This is a genomic window from Pseudomonas sp. D47 (assembly GCF_045447305.1).
Lineage (GTDB): Bacteria > Pseudomonadota > Gammaproteobacteria > Pseudomonadales > Pseudomonadaceae > Aquipseudomonas.
On record NZ_JBJGXU010000067.1, the window covers coordinates 1 to 20,699 of the forward strand.

At 59.8% G+C, this 20,699-nt stretch carries 18 protein-coding genes; 8 read left to right on the forward strand and 10 right to left on the reverse strand.

Translation table 11 applies throughout. From position 1 onward, the window contains the following. Positions 1 to 26: 26 nt before the first annotated feature. A complete protein-coding gene (rssC, locus tag ACI77I_RS27340) occupies positions 27 to 509 on the reverse strand; it encodes an anti-sigma factor antagonist RssC (protein WP_003172602.1) in 483 nt (160 codons plus the stop codon). Beyond that, positions 509 to 1,690, reverse strand: coding sequence for a two-component system response regulator RssB (gene rssB, locus ACI77I_RS27345; protein WP_094953087.1), 1,182 nt, complete (start codon positions 1,688 to 1,690; stop codon positions 509 to 511). Before rssB ends, rssC begins: the two co-directional genes overlap by 1 nt. A gap of 276 nt (positions 1,691 to 1,966) precedes the next feature. Here rssB and ACI77I_RS27350 point away from each other — a divergent pair, with 276 nt between their 5' ends. Further along, complete coding sequence (locus ACI77I_RS27350) at positions 1,967 to 2,263, forward strand: PilZ domain-containing protein (protein ID WP_094953085.1); 297 nt, start codon at positions 1,967 to 1,969, stop codon at positions 2,261 to 2,263. A gap of 61 nt (positions 2,264 to 2,324) precedes the next feature. Here ACI77I_RS27350 and ACI77I_RS27355 read toward each other — a convergent pair whose 3' ends face one another. Further along, entirely contained in the window at positions 2,325 to 3,014 is a 690-nt protein-coding gene (locus ACI77I_RS27355; protein WP_094953084.1) for a VacJ family lipoprotein, read from the reverse strand. 196 nt (positions 3,015 to 3,210) lie between these two features. Here ACI77I_RS27355 and ACI77I_RS27360 point away from each other — a divergent pair, with 196 nt between their 5' ends. Both ACI77I_RS27360 and ACI77I_RS27365 read left to right on the forward strand, forming a co-directional pair. Next, on the forward strand, positions 3,211 to 3,819 hold the full coding sequence (locus ACI77I_RS27360) for an HAD family phosphatase (protein WP_242154989.1): 609 nt from the start codon (positions 3,211 to 3,213) through the stop codon (positions 3,817 to 3,819). A 110-nt stretch (positions 3,820 to 3,929) separates the two neighbouring features. Further along, positions 3,930 to 4,196 carry a DUF4404 family protein gene (locus tag ACI77I_RS27365; protein WP_094953082.1) on the forward strand — a complete coding sequence of 89 codons (267 nt, stop codon included), beginning with the start codon at positions 3,930 to 3,932 and terminating at the stop codon, positions 4,194 to 4,196. Between the two features lie 134 nt (positions 4,197 to 4,330). On the opposite strand, the gene queF is transcribed toward ACI77I_RS27365, so the two are convergent. From queF to ACI77I_RS27390, 5 genes are all read right to left on the reverse strand, one after another. After that, complete coding sequence (queF, locus tag ACI77I_RS27370) at positions 4,331 to 5,161, reverse strand: NADPH-dependent 7-cyano-7-deazaguanine reductase QueF (protein ID WP_242154988.1); 831 nt, start codon at positions 5,159 to 5,161, stop codon at positions 4,331 to 4,333. A 66-nt stretch (positions 5,162 to 5,227) separates the two neighbouring features. Further along, positions 5,228 to 5,764 (reverse strand): plastocyanin/azurin family copper-binding protein, encoded by a 537-nt coding sequence (locus ACI77I_RS27375; protein ID WP_406999315.1) that lies wholly within the window; start codon positions 5,762 to 5,764, stop codon positions 5,228 to 5,230. A gap of 121 nt (positions 5,765 to 5,885) precedes the next feature. Continuing rightward, positions 5,886 to 7,130: a lipoprotein-releasing ABC transporter permease subunit gene (locus tag ACI77I_RS27380; RefSeq protein ID WP_406999317.1), complete on the reverse strand. Its 1,245-nt coding sequence runs from the start codon at positions 7,128 to 7,130 to the stop codon at positions 5,886 to 5,888. A gap of 60 nt (positions 7,131 to 7,190) precedes the next feature. Beyond that, on the reverse strand, positions 7,191 to 7,874 hold the full coding sequence (lolD, locus tag ACI77I_RS27385; protein WP_176462998.1) for a lipoprotein-releasing ABC transporter ATP-binding protein LolD: 684 nt from the start codon (positions 7,872 to 7,874) through the stop codon (positions 7,191 to 7,193). A 7-nt stretch (positions 7,875 to 7,881) separates the two neighbouring features. Continuing rightward, the gene (locus ACI77I_RS27390; RefSeq protein WP_094953077.1) at positions 7,882 to 9,132 is read right to left on the reverse strand and encodes a lipoprotein-releasing ABC transporter permease subunit; all 1,251 of its coding nucleotides are present in this window, start codon (positions 9,130 to 9,132) and stop codon (positions 7,882 to 7,884) included. Between the two features lie 94 nt (positions 9,133 to 9,226). Here ACI77I_RS27390 and ACI77I_RS27395 point away from each other — a divergent pair, with 94 nt between their 5' ends. Together ACI77I_RS27395 and ACI77I_RS27400 are read left to right on the forward strand one after the other, a co-directional pair. Further along, the gene (locus tag ACI77I_RS27395) at positions 9,227 to 9,811 is read left to right on the forward strand and encodes a PilZ domain-containing protein (protein WP_406999319.1); all 585 of its coding nucleotides are present in this window, start codon (positions 9,227 to 9,229) and stop codon (positions 9,809 to 9,811) included. A 44-nt stretch (positions 9,812 to 9,855) separates the two neighbouring features. Further along, entirely contained in the window at positions 9,856 to 10,578 is a 723-nt protein-coding gene (locus ACI77I_RS27400; RefSeq protein WP_406999321.1) for a glycerophosphodiester phosphodiesterase, read from the forward strand. 42 nt (positions 10,579 to 10,620) lie between these two features. Here the strand turns inward: ACI77I_RS27400 and sthA are convergent, their stop codons facing one another. Then, positions 10,621 to 12,015, reverse strand: coding sequence for a Si-specific NAD(P)(+) transhydrogenase (sthA, locus tag ACI77I_RS27405; protein ID WP_083359549.1), 1,395 nt, complete (start codon positions 12,013 to 12,015; stop codon positions 10,621 to 10,623). 234 nt (positions 12,016 to 12,249) lie between these two features. On the opposite strand from sthA, the gene ACI77I_RS27410 reads away from it, so the two are divergent. After that, a complete protein-coding gene (locus ACI77I_RS27410) occupies positions 12,250 to 12,792 on the forward strand; it encodes a chalcone isomerase family protein (protein WP_094953074.1) in 543 nt (180 codons plus the stop codon). A 256-nt stretch (positions 12,793 to 13,048) separates the two neighbouring features. Continuing rightward, the gene (locus ACI77I_RS27415) at positions 13,049 to 14,347 is read left to right on the forward strand and encodes an MFS transporter (RefSeq protein ID WP_242154983.1); all 1,299 of its coding nucleotides are present in this window, start codon (positions 13,049 to 13,051) and stop codon (positions 14,345 to 14,347) included. 1,093 nt (positions 14,348 to 15,440) lie between these two features. Here ACI77I_RS27415 and ACI77I_RS27420 read toward each other — a convergent pair. Next, on the reverse strand, positions 15,441 to 16,904 hold the full coding sequence (locus tag ACI77I_RS27420) for a glyceraldehyde-3-phosphate dehydrogenase (RefSeq protein ID WP_017137429.1): 1,464 nt from the start codon (positions 16,902 to 16,904) through the stop codon (positions 15,441 to 15,443). A 340-nt stretch (positions 16,905 to 17,244) separates the two neighbouring features. On the opposite strand from ACI77I_RS27420, the gene mfd reads away from it, so the two are divergent. Further along, positions 17,245 to 20,694 (forward strand): transcription-repair coupling factor, encoded by a 3,450-nt coding sequence (mfd, locus tag ACI77I_RS27425; protein ID WP_094951156.1) that lies wholly within the window; start codon positions 17,245 to 17,247, stop codon positions 20,692 to 20,694. Positions 20,695 to 20,699 lie beyond the last annotated feature (5 nt).

The following is a 20,699-nucleotide window of genomic DNA, read 5'->3' on the forward strand; positions in this document are numbered from 1 at the left end:
ACTGTGTTGTTCTCAGCAGCGGGGGCTTAGTGGCGCTCTAGGGCGTTCACAAGGTCATGGAACGCTTCGCGGTTGGACTCGTTCAGGCCCATCAGGATCTTGTGCGCTTCGAGCACCTTGACCCGTACCACTTCTTCGGACTGGTCTTGCGAAGGCAGGTCGGTCAGGCATTCCGGGCAGGGGATCGGGCGGTCAACGATGTTGAACACTTGATCAAAGCCCATGGACTGCAGCAGACGGGTGATGTCTTCGTGGGTGGTGACCACAGTCGGCAACAGGCCGACCTTCTGCCGAGACAGAATGGACAACTTGGCCAACAGGCCCAGGGTGGTGCTGTCGATGCTGCGGGTTTCGGTCAGATCGATCACGATCGCCGAGAAATTCAGGGCTGTGAAAATCCGCTCAATCGTTGCATCCAGCGCCGAACACAAGGTCAGGCGCACTTCACCGACAAACTTCAGGACGAAGGTCCCGTCTTGCTCGGCGAATTGGATTCTTCCGGTACTCATCAAAGATTCCTGCTCAACACCAATAGGGCGATATCATCCGGCATCTCCCCTAGCGTGGCCAATCCAAAAACCTGCCGCAGGCCATCCAGGCTGCCGCCCGCCGACTTGACCTTTTGGGGCAAGGCGGCTTCTTTCTCTTTGAGTGTAGGCTCTGGAAGAAGGTCCAGGATACCGTCGGACATCAGCGTGAGGCTGAAGGTCGGCGGCAGTTCCAGGATGTGGTCTTCGTAGGTGGCTTCATTGAACAAGCCCACCGGCAGACCACGCCCTTCCAGGTAACGCACACTGTCTGGAGTGTATAAAACCGGCATCGGCAGGTGACCGCCGATGCTGTAGGTCAAAAGACCCGTTTCTTCATCAATTACGCCGCCGACCATCGTCACGTGCTTGCCCAGCTTACAGCTGATCAGGCCTCGGTTGATGTGGCCCAGCACCTCGGAGGGGGTGAACTCCGGCAAGGTGCCATTGCGCTTGGATTCGAACAGCAGCCGTGTGGTCATGAACTTCAACAACACGGTGACAAAAGCAGATGAAGCACCGTGGCCGGAGACGTCGGCCAGGTAGAACGCGACACGCCGCTCGTCGACGCGGAAATAGTCGACAAAATCACCCGACAGGTACAACGACGGGATGATCTGGTGAGCGAACTTGAACTCATCGATGGTCCAGGGGCTGACCGGCAGCATGTTCATCTGCACCTGGCGACCGGCGTTCTGGTCTTCCTGGAGCAGGTTGAGGCTGGCTTCGAGTTCGCGGTTGGCGGTTTCGAGCTTTTCGCGGTAGCGCTGGTTTTCCAGCAGTAGGCGGGCACGGTCCAGTGCGCGGCGCACCGAGTGCTCCAGCACGGCCAGGTCTTCCAGGGGTTTGATCAGGTAATCGGCGGCGCCCAGGCGCAAGGCCTCGACGGCGTCGTTCATCACGCCGGCACCGGACACGACAATCACCGGCGTCTGCGGGGCAAGCTCAGTCACCTGGCGGATCAGTTCGAGGCCGCCCATCTGGGGCATGCGCAGATCGCAGATCACAAGGTCGGGCTTGTCGCGCCCGAATACCTGGAGACCCTGTTGGCCATTGCTGGCCTGCAGGACGCTGAAGCCACTGTCTTCCAAATAGGCCGCGAGGCTCGCGCGCACTACTTCGTCGTCATCGATTATCAGCAGCGTGGCACTGGTTTTTTGCATGTGGGCAAACGGCGCCAGAATTAGGTTGGCGTAGGTGGCTCGACAATGGCCGGGCGCACTTACTGGATTCGCTTTCTAGCCACTCTGTCCTACAAAGCATTGGGATTTTGCCCATGCACAAAGGTAAAGCAGAGGTGCCCTTCTAAGGCGCAGACGGTACTCCCATCCGTCAGGGGTTTCAAGCTCATGCCGATGGTCGCCAAGCGTCTTTACACCGCAAATCACTGGGAGTTATAAGAACACTCACGACCACAACACAAAGTAAGGATGGAACCCGTGAGCGAACACGAGCGCGACTACGCCGAAAAACGCGATTTCATCCGCATGCGAGTGGATGCCGATGTGTCGTTGATCCACGCAGGGCAGGAGATTGCCGGGGTCTGCGTGGACCTTTCCAGCTCTGGCATGCAGGTCCAGGCGCCGCGCCAGTTTCAGGTGGGCGACCAACTGACCGTGCGGATCGATTCAGATCACGCCGCTCTCAAGGGCCTGGAAGCAGATACCGAAGTGGTATGGACCAAGGCCACAGATACAGATCAGCAATTGGGCCTCAAGATCTTGAAAATGCGCTGAAACCGCGCACAAAAAAAGGCGACCACTTGGGTCGCCTTTTTTCGTTTCAAAACATCACAGCTTAAAAGTCGTCGACGACCTTGCCGTCTTTGACCTTGAACTCACGGTTCTGCAAGTAAGCGTTACGGATGAAGGTGTACTTGTCACCGGTGATCAGCTTCTCGCTGTCGAGCAGGCTGGCACGGGTATCGACAATGTTCAGGCCGAAGGTGCTGTTACGCCAGCCGATGTCGTTCATGTAGCGGTACGGCTGGGTGTAGCTGTCGACGTATTTGGACGGCGCATCACGCAAGGTGCTTGGGCCCAGCAGCGGCAGCATCACGTAAGGACCGCTGCCGACGCCCCAGTAACCGAGGGTCTGGCCGAAGTCTTCATCGCTGCGCTGCAGCCCCATTTTGGTGCCGACATCAATAAAGCCCAGCACGCCAAAGGTGGTGTTCATCAGCAGGCGGGCAGTGTCCACACCGGCGGCGTGCGGCTTGAGCTGCAGCACGTTGTTGGCCAGATTGCCAACATCGCCGATGTTGCGGAAGAAGTTGTGCACGCCGTCTTGCACAAATTGCGGGGTGACAAACTGATAACCCTGGGCAATTGGCTTGAGCGCGTAGGTATCAACGGTGTCGTTGAAGGTGAAGATCGGGCGGTTGACGCTTTCCCACGGGTCGTCTTCCGACGCAGCCTGGGCCGCGAACGGGGCCAACAGGACAGTGGCACACACAGATAGCTGAGCGAAGTAGTGGCTCCAGCGCATAGCTTTTGCTCCTTGAATGGTCTGTCATGGGCGCTATGCCCTGAATAAGGATGTCAGTATATGACGGAAGTGCTGGTTTAGGCAGCTGCGAGGAAACGACATACGAAAAATGCACAAAACTCCTACAATTACCCCTCAGTGTCATGCGCTTGTCATCCCGCCTCGATAGCGTCATTGCTATTTCAGGGATGTAGAAATGCCTCACGCCGAGATTGCCGTCGCCAATGCCCCTTCTTTGACTGCCGTACTCTTTGGCCTGAGTGGCTGCCTGGTGGATTTTGGTTCCCAGGCGCGCACCGATTCGCCCGCCCCGGACTCCCACGCCACGCCGGGCGCGCTGAAGAGCCTGCGCAGCCTCAAGGACCAGGGCGTGCCCTGCGCCTGGCTGGACGAACTGCCCCCCTCGGTCACCACCCCGCTGGCTGCCGCACTGCCCGACTGGATCAAGGCGGCCTCGCCCTCCTCCATCCGCTGGCCGGCGCCGCATGCGTGCTGGCAGGCCTTGATGGAACTGAATATCGAACGCCTGGAAGGCTGCGTACTGGTCAGCGGCGAGCCGCGCTTGCTGCAAGCGGGCCTGAATGCCGGGTTGTGGACCATTGGCCTGGCGTCCTGCGGCTCGCTGTGTGGCCTGGGGCCCGAGCAATGGCAGGCGCTGACCGAGCAACAACGCGAGTACAAGCGCGGCAAGGCCACGGTGGCGCTGTATGGGTTGGGCGTGCACTCGGTGATCGATCACCTCGGTGAACTCGGCACCTGCCTGGCCGACATCAGCCTGCGCCAGCTCAAAGGCGAGAAGCCCTGATCGAGATCATGCACTAAGGGCGCCGGTGGATTAATCTACAGGTCAGCCCGTAGACCTTTCGCGACGTGCCGCGGTCTATGCCAGTGCCTATCGATAAAAGGAAGAACGCCATGCCTGCCCGCGAAAAACTGCAAGAACAGGTCACCATCCTGCGCGAGCAATTGAACCAGGAGCCACCGCTGCCACCCGAAAAGCGTGAGGCGCTGGAAGAATTGATTGCGAAGTTTGAAGTGCAACTTGAGTTGGAACCCGCCACCCAATCCCCGAGTATCGCTGACGATGTGAATCGCGCAGTGGAAGGCTTCGAACTGGATCACCCAGGTATTGCGGGGACGCTGCGCAATATCGTGATCACCTTGGGCAATATCGGGATCTAACCCCAGCCCAAGCCAAACGCAGAACCAAAATGTGGGCGCGGGCTTGCCTGCGATAGCGGTGTATCAGTCACCTATGGATGACTGAAAATTGCTATCGCAGGCAAGCCAGCTCCCACATTTGTTTTGCGTGAAGGCTACTGACGGGCCAGTCGCAGGTTTTGGAACTGCACATCTTCCGTGCTGCGGTACGGGTTGATATCCAACCCGCCCCGGCGCACATAGCGCGCATACACCGTCAGTTTCTGCGGCTTGAGCAAGCGCTGCAGGTCGAGAAAAATACGCTCCACACACTGTTCATGGAAGTCGGAGTGCTGGCGAAAGCTCACCAGGTACTCCAGCAGGCTGGCGTGATCCAGTGCCGAACCCCGGTATTCCACCGCCACGCTGCCCCAATCGGGCTGACTGGTGACCGGGCAGTTGGATTTGAGCAAGTGGCTGTGCACGCTCTCCTCGACAATGCGCGAGTCATCGCAGCGCAGCAGTTCCGGGCGCGGGTGTTCGTAGTTGCTGACGCTGATGTCCAACTCGTCAATGCACACGCCCGGCAGTGCCTGCACACCTTCGGCTTCAACCTCGGCCAAACGGCGGATGCGCACGCTCACCGGCTTGCCGGCGGCGGCGCTTAGGTCGGTGCGCAAGGTCGCTTCCAGGCTTGCCGTATCGGCAAACGCGGTCTGGTTCAACGAGTTGAGGTAGAGCTTAAAGGACTTGGACTCGATGATATTCGGCGAGTCGGCCGGGATGCTGAACTCACCGATGGCCACCACCGGCTTGCCCGACGGCAGCAGCCAGGACAATTCGAAGCAGTTCCAGAAATCCACGCCTTTATACGGCAGTGTTTCGGCGCTCAGGCCCAGCTCGGCCCACTTGGCGGCGCGAGGGATCGGGAACAGCAACGATGGGGTGTAGGTGCTGATGTATTCACTGGACTTGCCCAGCGGCGAATGTTCGGCTGCGGGATGCATGGCGGAAACCTGGCTAAATAAACCGCGCCAGTCTACCAGCCTTTGCTCCCGCCCTTAAGAAACGCCTCACTCAACGGTCAGTTTGCCGACCATGCCGGCCTGATAATGCCCAGGGAGATTGCAGGCAAACTCCAGACCCGTGGCTTTGGTGAAGGTCCAGGTCAGCTCGGCAGTCTTGCCGGGTTCGACCAGCACGCTGTTGGGATCGTCATGCTTCATGCCACTCATGTCGCCATGGCGCATATCATCCTGACGCATGGCGCTGTGGTCCATCTTGCCCATGCCGGTAGCGGTGAGCATGCCGCTGGCCTGCATCTTTAACATTTCCTTCTGGTGTTCGGCATGCATCGCCGCGTCGCCCAGGTTGAATTCGTGGAGCAACTGGCCTTTGTTGACCAGTACAAAGCGCACGGTCTCACCGGCTTTTACGTCGATCGACTTGGGCGAAAAGGAAATGTCCTGCAGCACCACTTCCACGGTGCGCGTGGCTTTGTCGGCAGACGCCGGCTGGCCAAAGGCGAAGGTGTGGGCCGTGTCAGCCACAGCAGCGAAACTCAATGCCAACAGGCAGCCCGCCAATATCAGAGGTGTACGCAACGCCATCTCAATTCTCCAAACGTGTGTGAACAGCTTCGCCAGCACTCTAAGATGGCGCCGCTACCAGCCAGCTGACTGCTAGATTACAACGTTGATCGTTCCCACGCTGAGCGTGGGAACGAGCACGTCAGGAATACCTGAGCGCATGCGCCGGCTCAATCTTCGCCGCCCGATACGCCGGGTAAACAGTCGCCAAAAAGCTCAACACAAACCCAGCCGTGCAAATCAGCAGCACATCGCCGCCTTGCAGTTCCGAAGGCAGGTTGCTGACGAAGTACACATCCGAACTGAAGATATGCTGCCCGCTCACGCGCTCCAGCCAGCCCACCAGTTCACTCACGTTCAGCGCCGCAATCACGCCCAGTACGCCGCCGATCAAGGTGCCGACAATACCAATCACCGTGCCCTGCACCATGAAGATCGCCATGATCTGGCGTGGCGTGGCGCCGATGGTGCGCAAGATCGCGATGTCTGCGCCCTTGTCGTTCACCACCATGATCAAGGTGGCGATGATGTTGAACGCGGCAACGGCGACGATCATCAGCAACAGCAGGCCGATCATGGTCTTTTCCATCTTCATCGCGCTGAACAGGCTGCCCTGGGTGTGGGTCCAGTCATCGGGCTTGTAGGCTGCGCCAAGGCTGGCGGCGATGTCCGCCGAGACTTTGGGCGCTGCATACAGGTCTTTCACCGCCAGGCGCACACTTTGCACCTGGTTGGGCTGCCAATGCTGTATCTCGGCAGCGTCAGCCATGTTGATCAAGGCCATGGAGCCGTCCAGCTCAGCGCCGACCTTGAAGATACCGACCACGTTCAACCGCTGCATGCGCGGGGTGAAGCCACCCGGGGCAGTGCTGATTTCCGGGACGATCAGGGTCAGCTTGTCGCCCACGCTCAGGCGGAAGCGCCGAGCGGTGATGTCGCCGATGACCACGCCAAATTCGCCGGCCTTCAGGTCTTCCAGTTTCCCGCGCACGATATGCTGGGCCACGATCGAGACCTTGCCTTCCTGGGCCGGGTCGACGCCGCTGATTTCGATCGGCTGCATCGCGCCCTTGTAGGAAAACATGCCGTCCATCTGTGTGAACGGCACTGCGGCGGTGACTTCAGGGTTCTTCATCGCCGCAGCCGCCACGGGCTGCCAGTCATCAATCGGATTCACGCCGACGATGGTGGCGTGGGGCACCATGCCGAGGATGCGTGAGCTCATTTCACGCTGGAAGCCGTTCATCACCGACAACACCACGATCATCGCCAGCACGCCGAGGGCGAGGCCGATCATCGAGGTCATCGAGATAAACGAAACAAAACGGTTGCGGCGCTTGGCGCGGGTATAGCGCGTGCCGATGAAAATCGATAACGGTCTGAACATTCGCGGGCACCGTTTAAAAAAATGAAAAAGCCCAGCGCCAGGCGCCGGGCTTGAAACGGGTCAGATGGCGACCAAATGACCTTCCTGCAGGTGCAGCACACGGTCCATCTGGCGGGCCATGCTCATGTCATGGGTCACCACCAGGAACGCGGTGCGCATCTGGGTGCTCAGTTCCAGCATCAAGTCCTTGATGCCCTGGGCGGTGTGGGCGTCGAGGTTGCCGGTTGGCTCATCGAGCATCACCAGCCCTGGGTTGTTCACCAGGGCGCGGGCGATTGCCACACGCTGGCGCTCACCGCCAGACAGCTCGGCCGGCTTGTGCTCCAGGCGATGCCCGAGGCCAACGCGCTCCAGCAGGGCTGTGGCACGCTGGCGCGCTTGCGGGATCGCGGTCTTGCCGATCAGCAGCGGCATGCACACGTTTTCCAGCGCGGTGAATTCCGCCAGCAGGTGGTGGAACTGATACACAAAGCCCAACGAACGGTTGCGCAGTTGGCCACGCGCTTTCTCACCCAGGGCCGACAGTTCTTCGCCGGCCAGCCACACGCTGCCCTGGGACGGCGTATCAAGGCCGCCCAACAGGTTGAGCAAGGTACTTTTGCCGGAACCGGAACTGCCGACGATCGCCACGCGCTCGCCCGGGTGCAGTTCCAGCTGCAGGTTGGACAACACCACCACCGATTCCGGACCTTCCTCGTAGGATTTGCCCAGGTTGCGGCAGCTCAGGATTGCTTTTTCACTCATGCCCGATTCACTCATAACGTAAGGCCTGTGCTGGCTGGGTACGTGCCGCGCGCCAGGCTGGATACAGGGTGGCAAGAAAACTCAGGACCAACGCAGCGCCGCCCACCATCAACACGTCCTGGGCCTGAACCTGGGACGGTAAGTAGTCGATGAAGTAGACGTCGGCATTAAGAAACTTGTGGCCGAGGACTTTTTCCAGCGCGGCGATGGCGGCGCTGACGTTCAGTGCCGCCAGGATGCCGACCGCGGTGCCGATCAAGGTGCCGACCACGCCGATCACGGTGCCCTGCACCATGAAGATCGCCATGATCTGCCCCGGCGTGGCGCCAAGGGTGCGCAGGATGGCGATGTCGCCCTTCTTGTCGTTCACCACCATCACCAAGGTGGAGATGATGTTGAACGCCGCCACGGCGACGATCAGCAGCAACAACAGGCCGATCATGGCTTTTTCCATGCGGATGGCCTGGTAGAGGTTGCCGTGAGTGCGGGTCCAGTCGCGGGCGTAGTACTGGGATTCACCCAAATGCTGGGCGATTTCCCAGGCGCCGCGCGGTGCCTCGAACAGGTCGTTGAATTTGAGGCGCAGGCCCTGCACCTGATCCGGCTTCCAGCGATGCAGGCGCGCCAGATCGGTGAGGTTGGTCAGGCCAAGATAGCCGTCGATCTCGCCGGCGCCGACGTGGAAGGTGCCGACCACGGTGAAGCGCTTCATACGTGGGAACATGCCGGCCGGGGTCACGGTGACTTCCGGAGCGACGAAGGTCAGCTTGTCGCCGATGCCCACGCCGAGCTTGGCCGCGGCCTTGTCGCCGATCACGATGCCGAAGCTTCCGGGCGCCAACTCGTCGAGTTTGCCCTGCAACATGAACTTGTCGATGATCGACACGTTACGTTCCTGAGCCGGATCGATGCCATTGAGCAGGATTTTCTGCACCTTGCCGTCGTTGGTCAGCAACCCCTGCATCTGGGTAAACGGCGCAACGGCCACTACCTTGGGGTTCTGCTTGACCTTGTCGGCAAGGCTAGGCCAGTCGCTGATGGGCGAATCGCCCTCGATGGTCGCGTGGGGCACCATGCCCAGCACGCGGGTGCGCATCTCATGATCGAAGCCGTTCATCACCGACAGCACCACAATCATCACGACCACGCCCAAGGCGAGCCCGATCATCGAGGTCAGGGAAATGAACGACACAAAATGATTGCGACGCTTTGCACGGGTATAACGCGTGCCGATAAATACGAAGAGAGGTCTGAACATGTCGGGGCTTGTTCGGAGGAAAAGAAGACGTCCCGGTGGCGGGGTCAGGTAAGCAGCTTTACACTCAGACCATTACCGCTACTTTGGGTTCGCCATGTCGACATTAGATGAAGAAGAACGCCGCGAATACTACCGTATCGACGACATGATCGCACTTCAAATCAGCGCACTGTCTGCCCCGGAAGCGGCGAGCAAGGAAGTGTTGCTGGATGATTCGCCGCTATTCAACCTGCTCAGCGAATTGCACCTCAGCGAATTCGAAGCCCAGCACCTGCTGCGCCAGATCAACGAGAAGGATCGCAGCCTGGCCGCCTTCCTCAAAGTCCAGAACAAACGCGTGGACCTGCTCAGCCAGATCATGGCGCGCGGCCTGCTGGATGAGGTGGGCGCGCCGCAGCCGGTGATCATTTCCGAAGGCGGCATCGACTTCCAGCACCCCACGCCCTTGGCGCCTGGCGCGCACCTGGCGGTCAAGCTGGTATTGATGCCCCAGGCGCTCGGCCTGCTGCTGCGTGCCCGCGTCACCCATTGCGACGCCAAGGGCGACCGGTTTGACGTAGGCACGGAGTTCGAATCCATGACCGATGCCCAGCGCCAGCTGCTGGCGCGCTACATTCTGCAGAAACAAGCCCAGGAACGACGCCTGGCGCGGGAACAGAGCGACGCCCAAGACACCTGAATCTCGTATGACCCCGCCGGGCTATCCGGCGCAAAGGAGCAACTGTGACCCTGATTTATGGCCACCGCGGTGCCAAAGGCGAAGCACCGGAAAACACCCTGACCAGCTTTCAGGAGTGCCTCAAGCACGGTGTACGCCGCTGCGAACTGGACTTGCACCTGTCCATGGACGGCGAGTTGATGGTGATCCACGACCCGACCCTCAAACGTACCGCCGACCGGCGCGGCAAAGTCGTCGAGTATTCGGCGGCCGACCTTGTGAAGATGGACGCGCGCAAAGGCGGCCCTGGCTGGGTCAACCCGTGCCCGATCCCACGCTTGGAAGAACTGTTCGAAAAGTGCGACTTCGATCACTGGCAACTGGAAGTCAAAAGCGCCTCACGCACCCGCGCCGCGACTACCGTGCTGGCAATTCGTGAGATGGCCGTGCGTCATGGCCTGATGGACAAGGTCACGGTGACCTCAAGTTCGCGGGAAGTATTGAAAGCGGCGGTTGAACTCACCCCGGACCTGTCGCGGGGACTGGTCGCCGAATACGCCTGGCTCGACCCGCTGAAGGTCGCGCAAAACTACGGCTGTGAATACCTGGCGTTGAACTGGACGTTGTGCACCCCCGAGCGTCTGGAAAAAGCCCAGCGCCAGGATTTGCACGTGTCCGTGTGGACGGTCAACGAACCTGCGCTGATGCGCAGGCTCGCCGACTTCGGCGTAGATAGCCTGATTACAGACTTTCCCGGTTTGGCCACTGCCACCCTCGAGAATTACTGAAATCGGTCTCCCCGGCCGGCTCAGGCCACCGGCCGGAGCCGCTCAAAAAAGCCGGTTGAGGCCATCGTAGGCCGCTACCCGATAGGCTTCTGCCATGGTCGGGTAGTTGAACGTGGTGTTCACAAAATACTTGAGGGTATTTTGCTCGCCCGGCTGGTTCATGATCGCCTGGCCAATGTGCACGATCTCCGAGGCCTGGTAGCCGAAGCAATGCACGCCGAGGACTTCCAGGGTTTCGCGGTGGAACAGGATCTTGAGCATGCCTTGCGGCTCGCCGGCGATCTGCGCACGCGCCATGCTCTTGAAGAACGCCTTGCCGACTTCATAAGGCACCTTGGCCTTGGTCAGTTCGTGTTCGTTCTTGCCGATCGAGCTGATCTCGGGAATGGTGTAGATCCCGGTCGGCACGTCGTTCACATAGCGCCAGCTGCCGTTGTCGACAATGCTGCCGGCCGCCGAACGGCCTTGGTCATGCGCGGCACTCGCCAGGCTTGGCCAGCCGATCACGTCACCGGCGCCATAGATATTGGTCACGCAGGTGCGGTAGTTCTCGTCCACTTCGATCTGGCCACGGCTGTTGACCTTGACCCCGACGTTTTCCATGCCCAGCTTGTCGGTGTTGCCGGTACGGCCGTTGCACCACAGCAAGGCGTCGGCCTTGATCTTCTTGCCGGACTTGAGGTGCAGGATCACGCCGTTGTCCAGGCCTTCGACCCGCTCGTACTCTTCGTTATGGCGCACGGTGATGTTGTTGTTGCTGAAGTGGTAGCTCAACGCCTGGGAAATTTCCGAGTCGAGGAAGCTCAGCAGCTGGTCGCGGTTATCCACCAGCTCCACCAGAACACCCAGGCCGCTGAAGATCGAGGCGTATTCACAGCCGATTACACCGGCGCCGTAGATGATCAGTTTGCGCGGGGTGTGGCCCAGGCTCAGGATGGTGTCGCTATCGTAGATACGCGGGTGGTGGAAATCGATGTCCGCCGGGCGATACGGCCGCGAACCGGTGGCGATGATGATGTGCTTGGCCACCAGCTTCTCGACCACGCCGTTGGCGCAGACCACTTCGACGGTTTGCTCATCGGCAAAGCTGCCGGTGCCGAAGAACAGGTCGACGCGGTTACGGGCGTAGTAGCCGGTACGCGAGGCGACTTGCTTGGAGATGACTTTTTCAGCGCTTTTCAACACGTCCGGGAACGAGAACCAGCGCGGCTCACCAATGGCCCGGAACATCGGGTTGGTGTTGAACTGCATGATCTGGCGCACCGAGTGACGCAAGGCCTTAGACGGGATGGTACCCAGGTGGGTGCAGTTACCGCCGACCTGGCGACGGCTATCGACCATCGCCACCTTGCGCCCAGCTTTGGCGGCGTTCATCGCCGCACCTTCTCCAGCCGGGCCGGAACCCAGTACCACCACGTCGTAGTTGTAGACAGCCATGCGTACTCCTCAGAACAGGCCAGGCGCACGGTTGGACGCCTGGCTAAATCATGCCGCGGCCAGCGGGCATGAAGGACAATTTGGCTCAAGTGTGTGAGCCGGGGCACAGTCTATATAAGGCTCAACGCCGCGAACATTAACCCTTGGTCGCGTCGTAGGCCAGCCTTGCCTTTACTACAGCAGCAGGAAACTGGCATTACACTGCTGACACGAACCTTTGCAGGACGAGCCATTATGCGGCATGTGCTTTTGTGTTTATTGCTGATTTTCTCTGTGACCGTGCAAGCCAGTGAAGCGGACCGGCTCAGGCAGGCGGCTTTCCCTGCGCAATCTCAGGACCTGGCCCGGAAAAACCAGGCCGTGCTGGTCTATCTCTGGGCGGATGTCTACGCGGCAGCGCTGTACGCCCCGGCCAACCTGCGCGCGAAACAGGCCTGGGACCAGCAAAAGGACCTGCGCCTGGCGTTGTATTACTTTCGCGACATCGACCGTAACGATGTGATCAAGGCGGCCACCACCGCCCTGGAGCGCCAGCAAAGCAGCGCTACCCTCGCCCGTTTGAAGCCTGCGTTGGATCAACTGCATGCAAGTTTCCGCAACATCCGCAGCGGCGATCGCTATGCCTTGGACTTCCGCCCTGGGCGCGGGTTGAACCTGGAGATTAATGAGCAGGTGGTGTTCAGCAGTGGTGATGATGAATTGGCGAAAGCCTATCTGGGCATCTGGCTGGCGCCGAAAGGCCTGTCGGACAGCCTGCGCAAAAGCCTACTGAATTAAACGCAAATCCCCTGTGAGAGCGGGCTTGCTCGCGAAGGCGGTGTGTCAGTCGGCTTATGAGTTACTGATAAACCGCTTTCGCGAGCAAGCCCTCTCCCACATAGGCTTTCATTGCCATCAGCTCTTGCGGCATTTAGTCAGCTTGCTATCGGTTTCTGTTGCGGGTAGTGGCCAATACACATATGGTTACAAAACTGCAGCAAGGACGAGTGATGACCAAGGATCACCAATAAGACAGCCAAGATGAGTGCATGACATGTCCACTACAACGGGCAAAGGCAAGGCGATTTTTCGCGTTGTCAGCGGTAACTTCCTTGAGATGTTCGACTTCATGGTCTACGGCTTCTACGCCACGGCCATTGCCAAAACCTTCTTCCCCAGCGACAGCGCGTTTGCCTCGCTGATGCTGTCCCTGGCGACCTTCGGCGCCGGTTTTCTGATGCGGCCCTTGGGCGCGATCTTCCTCGGCGCCTACATCGACCGCCACGGCCGTAAGAAAGGCCTGGTCATCACCCTGGCCATGATGGCCGCCGGTACTATCCTCATCGCCTGCGTGCCCGGCTATGCCACGTTGGGCGTGGCTGCGCCGCTGATCGTGCTGTTCGGCCGTCTGCTTCAAGGCTTCTCCGCCGGCGTCGAACTGGGCGGTGTGTCGGTGTACCTGGCGGAAATCGCCACGCCGGGGCGCAAAGGTTTTTTCGTCAGTTGGCAATCCGCCAGCCAACAGGCCGCCGTAGTGTTCGCCGGTTTGCTCGGCGTAGGTTTGAACCACTGGCTCAGCCCCGAAGACATGGGTGACTGGGGCTGGCGCGTGCCGTTCTTGATCGGCTGCTTGATCGTGCCGGTGATCTTTGTGATTCGCCGCTCGCTGGAAGAAACGCCCGAGTTCCAGGCGCGTAAACACCGCCCTACCCTGCAGGAAATCATGCGCTCGATCGGCCAGAACTTTGGCATCGTCATCGCCGGCATGGCGCTGGTGGTGATGACCACCGTGTCGTTCTACCTGATCACCGCCTACACCCCGACCTTCGGCAAGGCCGAGCTGCATCTGTCCGACTTCGATGCGTTGCTGGTGACGGTGTGCGTGGGCATCTCCAACTTCATCTGGCTGCCGGTGATGGGCGCGGTGTCCGACAAGATCGGGCGCAAACCCTTGCTGCTTGGGGCGACGATTCTGGCGATTCTTACGGCGTATCCGGCGCTGTCGTGGCTGGTGGTCAACCCAAGCTTCAGCCATTTGCTGATTGTGCTGTTGTGGCTGTCGTTCCTGTATGGCTCGTATAACGGGGCGATGGTGGTGGCGTTGACGGAGATCATGCCGGTGGAGGTGCGCACTACCGGGTTCTCCCTGGCCTACAGCCTGGCGACGGCGACGTTTGGTGGGTTTACACCGGCGGCCTGTACCTATTTGATTCATGTGCTGGATAACAAGGCAGCGCCGGGGATTTGGCTCAGTGGGGCAGCGATTTTGGGTTTGATTGCCACACTGGTCCTGTTCAAGGGCAATCGGCATGAACTGAGGACTGCGCAGGCTTCAGTAGTCGGTGGCGCTTGATAGAGCGCTTTCGCGAGCATAGGTATCTACGCAACTTTTTGTGTTGCGTTAGGGTTTTTTAGGTAGATATGAGTACATATCCGTTGCTGCGGTAACGGCGGCTATTGGTTCCGCTCTTACAGCGGGTCACTTTTGGAAAAGAGCCCCAAAAGTAACCAAAAGGGCTCTTGCCCCACCACTCGTTGCCTCGCCTAGGCTCGGCATGCCCTCACTCCGGCTTGAATCCGTGGGCCGCCGCCATGGGCCATCCTTGGCCCATCGCGGCTAACCCGGCGTCCTGCCGGGTTACCCACGGATTCAAGCCTGCGTTCGGCCATCGTGGTTTAACGGGGCGCCTAAGATCAAGATCAAAAGCAAGAGCACGGCGGCCTAGTAGCCGACCTGAGTGGTAGAAGCAAAAGCAGGGCAAAAGCACAGCAGCACACTCTCTGTCTGATGTACCGAGATCCAACTGTGGGAGCGGGCTTGCCTGCGATGGCATCAACTCGGTGTACTTGATAGACCGAGGTGTCTGCATCGCAGGCAAGCCAGCTCCCACATTAGATTGAGTTCAGTTTCAAATATCAGGTCGGCTGTCAGGCCGCCTCGGCTTCGCTTTTGATCTAACCACTCAGGTCGGCTACTAGGCCGCCGTGCTCTTGCTTTTGATCTTGATCTGCTTTTGATCTTAGGCGCCCCGTTAAACCACGCTGGCCGAACGCAGGCTTTGGAGCGTGGGTAAACCGGCAGGACGCCGGGTTAGCCGCGATGGGCCAAGGATGGCCCATGGCGGCGGCCCACGGTCCAAAGCCTGCGTGAGGGCACACCGAGCCTAAGCGAGGTGCCGAGTGGTGGGGCAAGAGCCCTTTTGGTTACTTTTGGGGCTCTTTTCCAAAAGTGACCCGCTGTAAGAGCGGAACCCATAGCAGCCGTTACCCAAATAACGGATATGTACCCAGCGCCCCCCCCAGCGCCCCCGCGACAACCAAAGAATTCAACCCATAAAAAGATGTGTAGATACCTATGCCGCGAAGAGGCCAACCCAAACACCACAAAACCCACACCCATAAAAAAGCCCCGAACCAGTCGGGGCTTTTTCATTTACTGCAAATGCTTAGCGCGGAAACGCAGGCGGGTTAACCCCAGCCATGTCTTCCATCACGCGAACCACCTGGCAGCTGTAGCCAAACTCGTTGTCGTACCAAACGTACAGCACAACGCGGTTGTCCTGGGTGATGGTTGCCTCAGCATCCACTACGCCAGCGTGGCGCGAGCCAACGAAGTCGGTGGAGACCACTTCCTGCGAGTTAACGAAGTCGATTTGCTTATGCAGATCGGAGTGCAGCGCCATGTAGCGCAGGTACTCGTTCATTTCTTCACGGGTGGCGGCTTTCTCAAGGTTCAGGTTGAGAATGGCCATCGACACGTTCGGCGTCGGCACGCGGATCGCGTTACCGGTCAGCTTGCCGGCCAGCTCAGGCAGGGCCTTGGCAGCAGCGGTGGCAGCACCGGTCTCGGTGATCACCATGTTCAACGCGGCGCTACGGCCACGGCGATCGCCTTTGTGGAAGTTGTCGATCAGGTTCTGGTCGTTGGTATACGAGTGAACGGTTTCAACGTGGCCGTTAACGATACCGAACTTGTCATTCACAGCCTTGAGCACCGGCACGATGGCGTTGGTGGTGCAGGAAGCGGCGGACACGATCTTGTCGTCAGCGGTGATTTCGCCGTGGTTGATACCGTGAACGATGTTCTTCAGCTTGCCTTTGCCAGGCGCAGTCAGCACAACGCGGTCGATACCCGGGCAGGCCAAATGCTGGCCCAGGCCCTCGGCATCACGCCATACGCCGGTGTTATCCACCAACAGAGCGTCCTTGATGCCGTACTGGGTGTAATCCACCTCAGCCGGGTTCTTCGCGTAGATCACCTGGATCAGGTTACCGTTGGCGGTGATGGTGTTGTTTTCTTCGTCGATGACGATGGTGCCGTTGAACGGACCGTGTACCGAGTCGCGGCGCAGCAGGCTAGCACGCTTGGTCAGGTCGTTCTCGGCGCCTTTACGCACCACGATGGCACGCAGGCGCAGGCCGTCGCCGCCACCGGTTTTTTCGATCAGGATGCGTGCCAGCAGGCGGCCGATACGACCGAAGCCGTACAGCACAACATCGGTGCCTTTACGGGCAGCAGCGTTTTGCTGGCCAACTACATCGGCCATTTCTTCACGCACGAACTGCTCGGCGCTGCGGCCGGCACCTTCTTTGCGGAATTTGTAAGCCAACTTGCCCAGGTCTACCGAGGCCGCGCCGAGCTTGAGCTCGCTCATGGCTTTGAGCAGAGGGAATGTTTCGTGGACGGAGAGTTCGCTGTCGTCGGCAGAACGATGGCGAGCAAAGCGATGCGCCTTGAGAATCGCGATGACTGATTGGTTGATCAGGCTGCGGCCATAGATCGAGCTCACCACATTGTTATTGCGGTACAGCTGACCGATAAGCGGAATCATCGCTTCAGCGAGCGCTTCACGGTCGATCCATTCACCAAGACACTGGTCGGGCTTCTGAGTCACGGGAACCTTCCACATGTAGGGGCAGAAAAAAGGGGCTACATTATGTCGTCCGACCGCCCGTTGAGCAATGCGCCAACCACAACAAAAAGCCCTTGCAAAAAAATACCACCCCGCTACAGGCCAGGAAACACGCGGGTTCCAGAAGGCCACCAATGGCGTCGCGCCGCCAACTTGTCCGTAACCCTCCGAAATATCCGTGCTAAATGGCACTACATATTGAGTCAAAACACGCCATTGTTTGTCTTAGCCACTACATTTCCTACAAACCGTAATAGGCACAGTCAGCAACTGACAGGCGGCACCTAGGGCCGTTACAATTACCGACTTTGTCGCAACGCTTGGAGCTCAACCTTCCGTGCCCGTTCTGCGTCTACCGCTTCTCCCTGCCGCGGCAGGTAAACAGCACTGGGGCAACCTGCCCGGTGCCGCCCTGAGCCTGGCCATTGCCGAGGCTGCCAGCGCAGCCAAGCGCTTTACCCTGCTGCTCACCGCCGACAGCCAAAGCGCCGAGCGGCTGGAGCAGGAGCTGAGCTTCTTCGCCCCCGATTTGCCGGTGCTGCATTTTCCCGACTGGGAAACCCTGCCCTACGATCTGTTCTCGCCGCACCAGGACATCATTTCCCAGCGCATCGCCAGCCTGTACCGCTTGCCGGAACTGGCCCACGGCGTGCTGGTGGTGCCGATCACCACGGCCCTGCATCGCCTGGCGCCGACCAAGTTCCTGCTGGGCAGCAGCCTGGTGCTGGATATCGGCCAGAAGCTCGACGTGGAACAGATGCGCACGCGCCTGGAAGCCAGCGGCTACCGCTGCGTCGACACGGTGTACGAACACGGCGAGTTCGCCGTGCGCGGGGCGTTGATCGACCTGTTCCCGATGGGCAGCAAACTGCCGTACCGCATCGACCTGTTCGATGACGAAATCGAAACGCTGCGCACCTTCGACCCAGACAACCAACGCTCCATTGATAAAGTGGACTCGATCAAGCTGCTGCCGGCACGGGAATTCCCGCTGCAAAAAGACGCGGTCACGCGCTTCAAGGCACGCTTTCGTGAACGCTTCGACGTGGACTTCCGCCGCTGCCCGATTTTCCAGGACTTGAGCAGTGGGATTACACCGGCCGGTATCGAGTACTACCTGCCGCTGTTCTTCGACGAAACCTCCACGCTGTTCGACTACCTGCCTCAGGACACCCAAGTGTTCTCGCTGCCGGGCATCGAGCAGGCAGCGGAAAACTTCTGGAACGACGTGCGCAACCGCTATGAAGAGCGCCGCGTCGACCCATCGCGGCCTCTATTACCGCCTGCCGAGCTGTTCCTGCCGGTGGAAGACTGCTTCGCCCGCCTGAAAAACTGGCCGCGCGTCGTCGCCAGCCAACAGGACGTGGACGCCGGCAGCGGCCGCGAACGCTTCCCGGCAGGCACACTGCCGGACTTGGCGATCCAGGCCAAAGCCACGCAACCGCTGGAAGCGTTATCCAACTTCCTCGGCGACTTCCCTGGCCGCGTGCTGTTTACCGCCGAATCCGCCGGCCGCCGCGAAGTGCTGCTGGAGTTGCTGGAACGCCTGAAGTTGCGCCCGAAAACCGTCGACAGCTGGCCGGATTTTGTCGCCAGCAAAGAGCGCCTGGCGATCACCATTGCGCCGCTGGACGAAGGCTTGTTGCTGGATGACCCGGCCTTGGCGTTGATCGCCGAGAGCCCGCTGTTCGGCCAACGCGTGATGCAGCGCCGTCGCCGTGAAAAACGCGCGGACGCCAACAACGACGCGGTGATCAAGAACCTGACCGAGCTGCGCGAAGGCGCGCCGGTGGTGCATATCGACCACGGCGTGGGCCGCTACTTGGGCCTGCAGACCCTGGAGATCGACAACCAGGCCGCCGAATTCCTCACCATGGAATACGCTGAGGGCGCCAAGCTCTACGTGCCGGTGGCCAGCCTGCACTTGATCGCACGCTACACCGGCAGCGACGACGCCCTGGCGCCGTTGCACCGCCTGGGCTCCGAGACCTGGCAGAAAGCCAAGCGCAAAGCCGCCGAGCAGGTGCGCGACGTCGCCGCCGAATTGCTCGACATCTATGCACGCCGTGCAGCACGCGAGGGTTACGCCTTCGCTGACCCGAAAGCCGACTACGCCACGTTCAGCGCCGGCTTCGCCTTTGAAGAAACCCCGGACCAGCAAACCACCATTGAAGCGGTGCGCGCTGACATGCTCGCGCCCAAGCCGATGGACCGCCTGGTGTGCGGCGACGTGGGCTTCGGCAAAACCGAAGTGGCCATGCGCGCCGCCTTTATTGCCGTGCATGGCGGCAAGCAGGTAGCGATTCTGGTGCCGACCACCCTGCTCGCCCAGCAGCATTACAACAGCTTCCGCGACCGCTTCGCCGACTGGCCGGTGAGCGTGGAAGTGATGAGCCGCTTCAAGTCCGCCAAGGAAGTGAATGCCGCCGTCGCCGACTTGGCGGAAGGTAAAATCGACATTGTGATCGGTACCCACAAGCTGCTGTCGGACGATGTGAAGATCAAAAACCTGGGGCTGGTGATCATCGACGAAGAACACCGTTTCGGTGTGCGCCAGAAAGAACAGCTGAAAAACCTGCGCAGCGAAGTCGACATTCTTACCCTCACCGCCACGCCGATTCCGCGCACGCTGAACATGGCCGTGTCGGGCATGCGCGACCTGTCGATCATCGCCACGCCACCGGCACGGCGCTTGTCGGTGCGCACTTTCGTGATGGAGCAGAACAAAAGCACGGTCAAGGAAGCGCTGTTGCGTGAACTGCTGCGCGGCGGTCAGGTGTACTACCTGCACAACGACGTGAAGACCATCGAGAAATGCGCCGCCGACCTCGCCGAACTGGTGCCGGAAGCGCGCATTGCCATCGGCCATGGGCAGATGCGTGAACGCGAACTCGAACAGGTGATGAGCGATTTCTACCACAAGCGCTTCAACGTGCTGATCGCCTCGACCATCATCGAGACCGGCATCGACGTGCCGAGCGCCAACACCATCATCATCGAGCGTGCGGATAAGTTCGGCCTGGCGCAGTTGCACCAATTGCGCGGCCGGGTTGGGCGTAGTCACCACCAAGCCTATGCCTACTTGCTGACGCCACCGCGCCAGCAAATTACCGGCGACGCTGAAAAGCGCCTGGAAGCCATCGCCAACACCCAGGACCTCGGTGCCGGTTTTGTACTGGCCACCAACGACCTGGAAATCCGTGGCGCCGGCGAACTGCTCGGCGACGGCCAGAGCGGGCAGATCCAGGCCGTGGGCTTCACCCTTTATATGGAAATGCTCGAGCGCGCGGTAAAAGCCATCCGCAAAGGCGAACAACCGAACCTGGATCAACCCTTGGGTGGCGGCCCGGAAATCAACCTGCGCTTGCCGGCGTTGATTCCCGAAGACTACCTGCCGGATGTGCATGCGCGGCTGATCCTGTACAAGCGCATTGCCTCGGCCACCGACGAAGAGGGCCTCAAGGACCTGCAAGTGGAGATGATCGACCGTTTCGGCCTGTTGCCGGAGCCGACCAAGAACCTGGTGCGTCTGACCCTGCTCAAATTGCAGGCCGAGCAGCTTGGAATAAAGAAAGTCGATGCCGGGCCGCAAGGCGGGCGTATCGAGTTCGAAGCGCAAACGCCGGTGGACCCACTGGTGCTGATCAAGCTGATTCAGGGCCAGCCCAACCGCTACAAGTTCGAAGGGGCTACGCTGTTCAAATTCATGGTGCCGATGGAACGTGCCGAAGAACGCTTTAATACATTAGAGGCGCTGTTTGAGCGCCTCATTCCGAAATCTGCTTGAAGGAC

Bases quoted from the DNA above. Each gene is read 5' to 3' on its own strand.
- rssC (WP_003172602.1), bottom strand. From the start codon at position 509: ATGAGTACCGGAAGAATCCAATTCGCCGAGCAAGACGGGACCTTCGTC.
- rssB (WP_094953087.1), bottom strand. From the start codon at position 1,690: ATGCAAAAAACCAGTGCCACGCTGCTGATAATCGATGACGACGAAGTA.
- ACI77I_RS27355 (WP_094953084.1), bottom strand. From the start codon at position 3,014: ATGCGCTGGAGCCACTACTTCGCTCAGCTATCTGTGTGTGCCACTGTC.
- ACI77I_RS27360 (WP_242154989.1), top strand. From the start codon at position 3,211: ATGCCTCACGCCGAGATTGCCGTCGCCAATGCCCCTTCTTTGACTGCC.
- ACI77I_RS27365 (WP_094953082.1), top strand. From the start codon at position 3,930: ATGCCTGCCCGCGAAAAACTGCAAGAACAGGTCACCATCCTGCGCGAG.
- queF (WP_242154988.1), bottom strand. From the start codon at position 5,161: ATGCATCCCGCAGCCGAACATTCGCCGCTGGGCAAGTCCAGTGAATAC.
- ACI77I_RS27375 (WP_406999315.1), bottom strand. From the start codon at position 5,764: ATGGCGTTGCGTACACCTCTGATATTGGCGGGCTGCCTGTTGGCATTG.
- ACI77I_RS27380 (WP_406999317.1), bottom strand. From the start codon at position 7,130: ATGTTCAGACCGTTATCGATTTTCATCGGCACGCGCTATACCCGCGCC.
- lolD (WP_176462998.1), bottom strand. From the start codon at position 7,874: ATGAGTGAAAAAGCAATCCTGAGCTGCCGCAACCTGGGCAAATCCTAC.
- ACI77I_RS27390 (WP_094953077.1), bottom strand. From the start codon at position 9,132: ATGTTCAGACCTCTCTTCGTATTTATCGGCACGCGTTATACCCGTGCA.
- ACI77I_RS27395 (WP_406999319.1), top strand. From the start codon at position 9,227: ATGTCGACATTAGATGAAGAAGAACGCCGCGAATACTACCGTATCGAC.
- sthA (WP_083359549.1), bottom strand. From the start codon at position 12,015: ATGGCTGTCTACAACTACGACGTGGTGGTACTGGGTTCCGGCCCGGCT.
- ACI77I_RS27410 (WP_094953074.1), top strand. From the start codon at position 12,250: ATGCGGCATGTGCTTTTGTGTTTATTGCTGATTTTCTCTGTGACCGTG.
- ACI77I_RS27415 (WP_242154983.1), top strand. From the start codon at position 13,049: ATGTCCACTACAACGGGCAAAGGCAAGGCGATTTTTCGCGTTGTCAGC.
- ACI77I_RS27420 (WP_017137429.1), bottom strand. From the start codon at position 16,904: ATGTGGAAGGTTCCCGTGACTCAGAAGCCCGACCAGTGTCTTGGTGAA.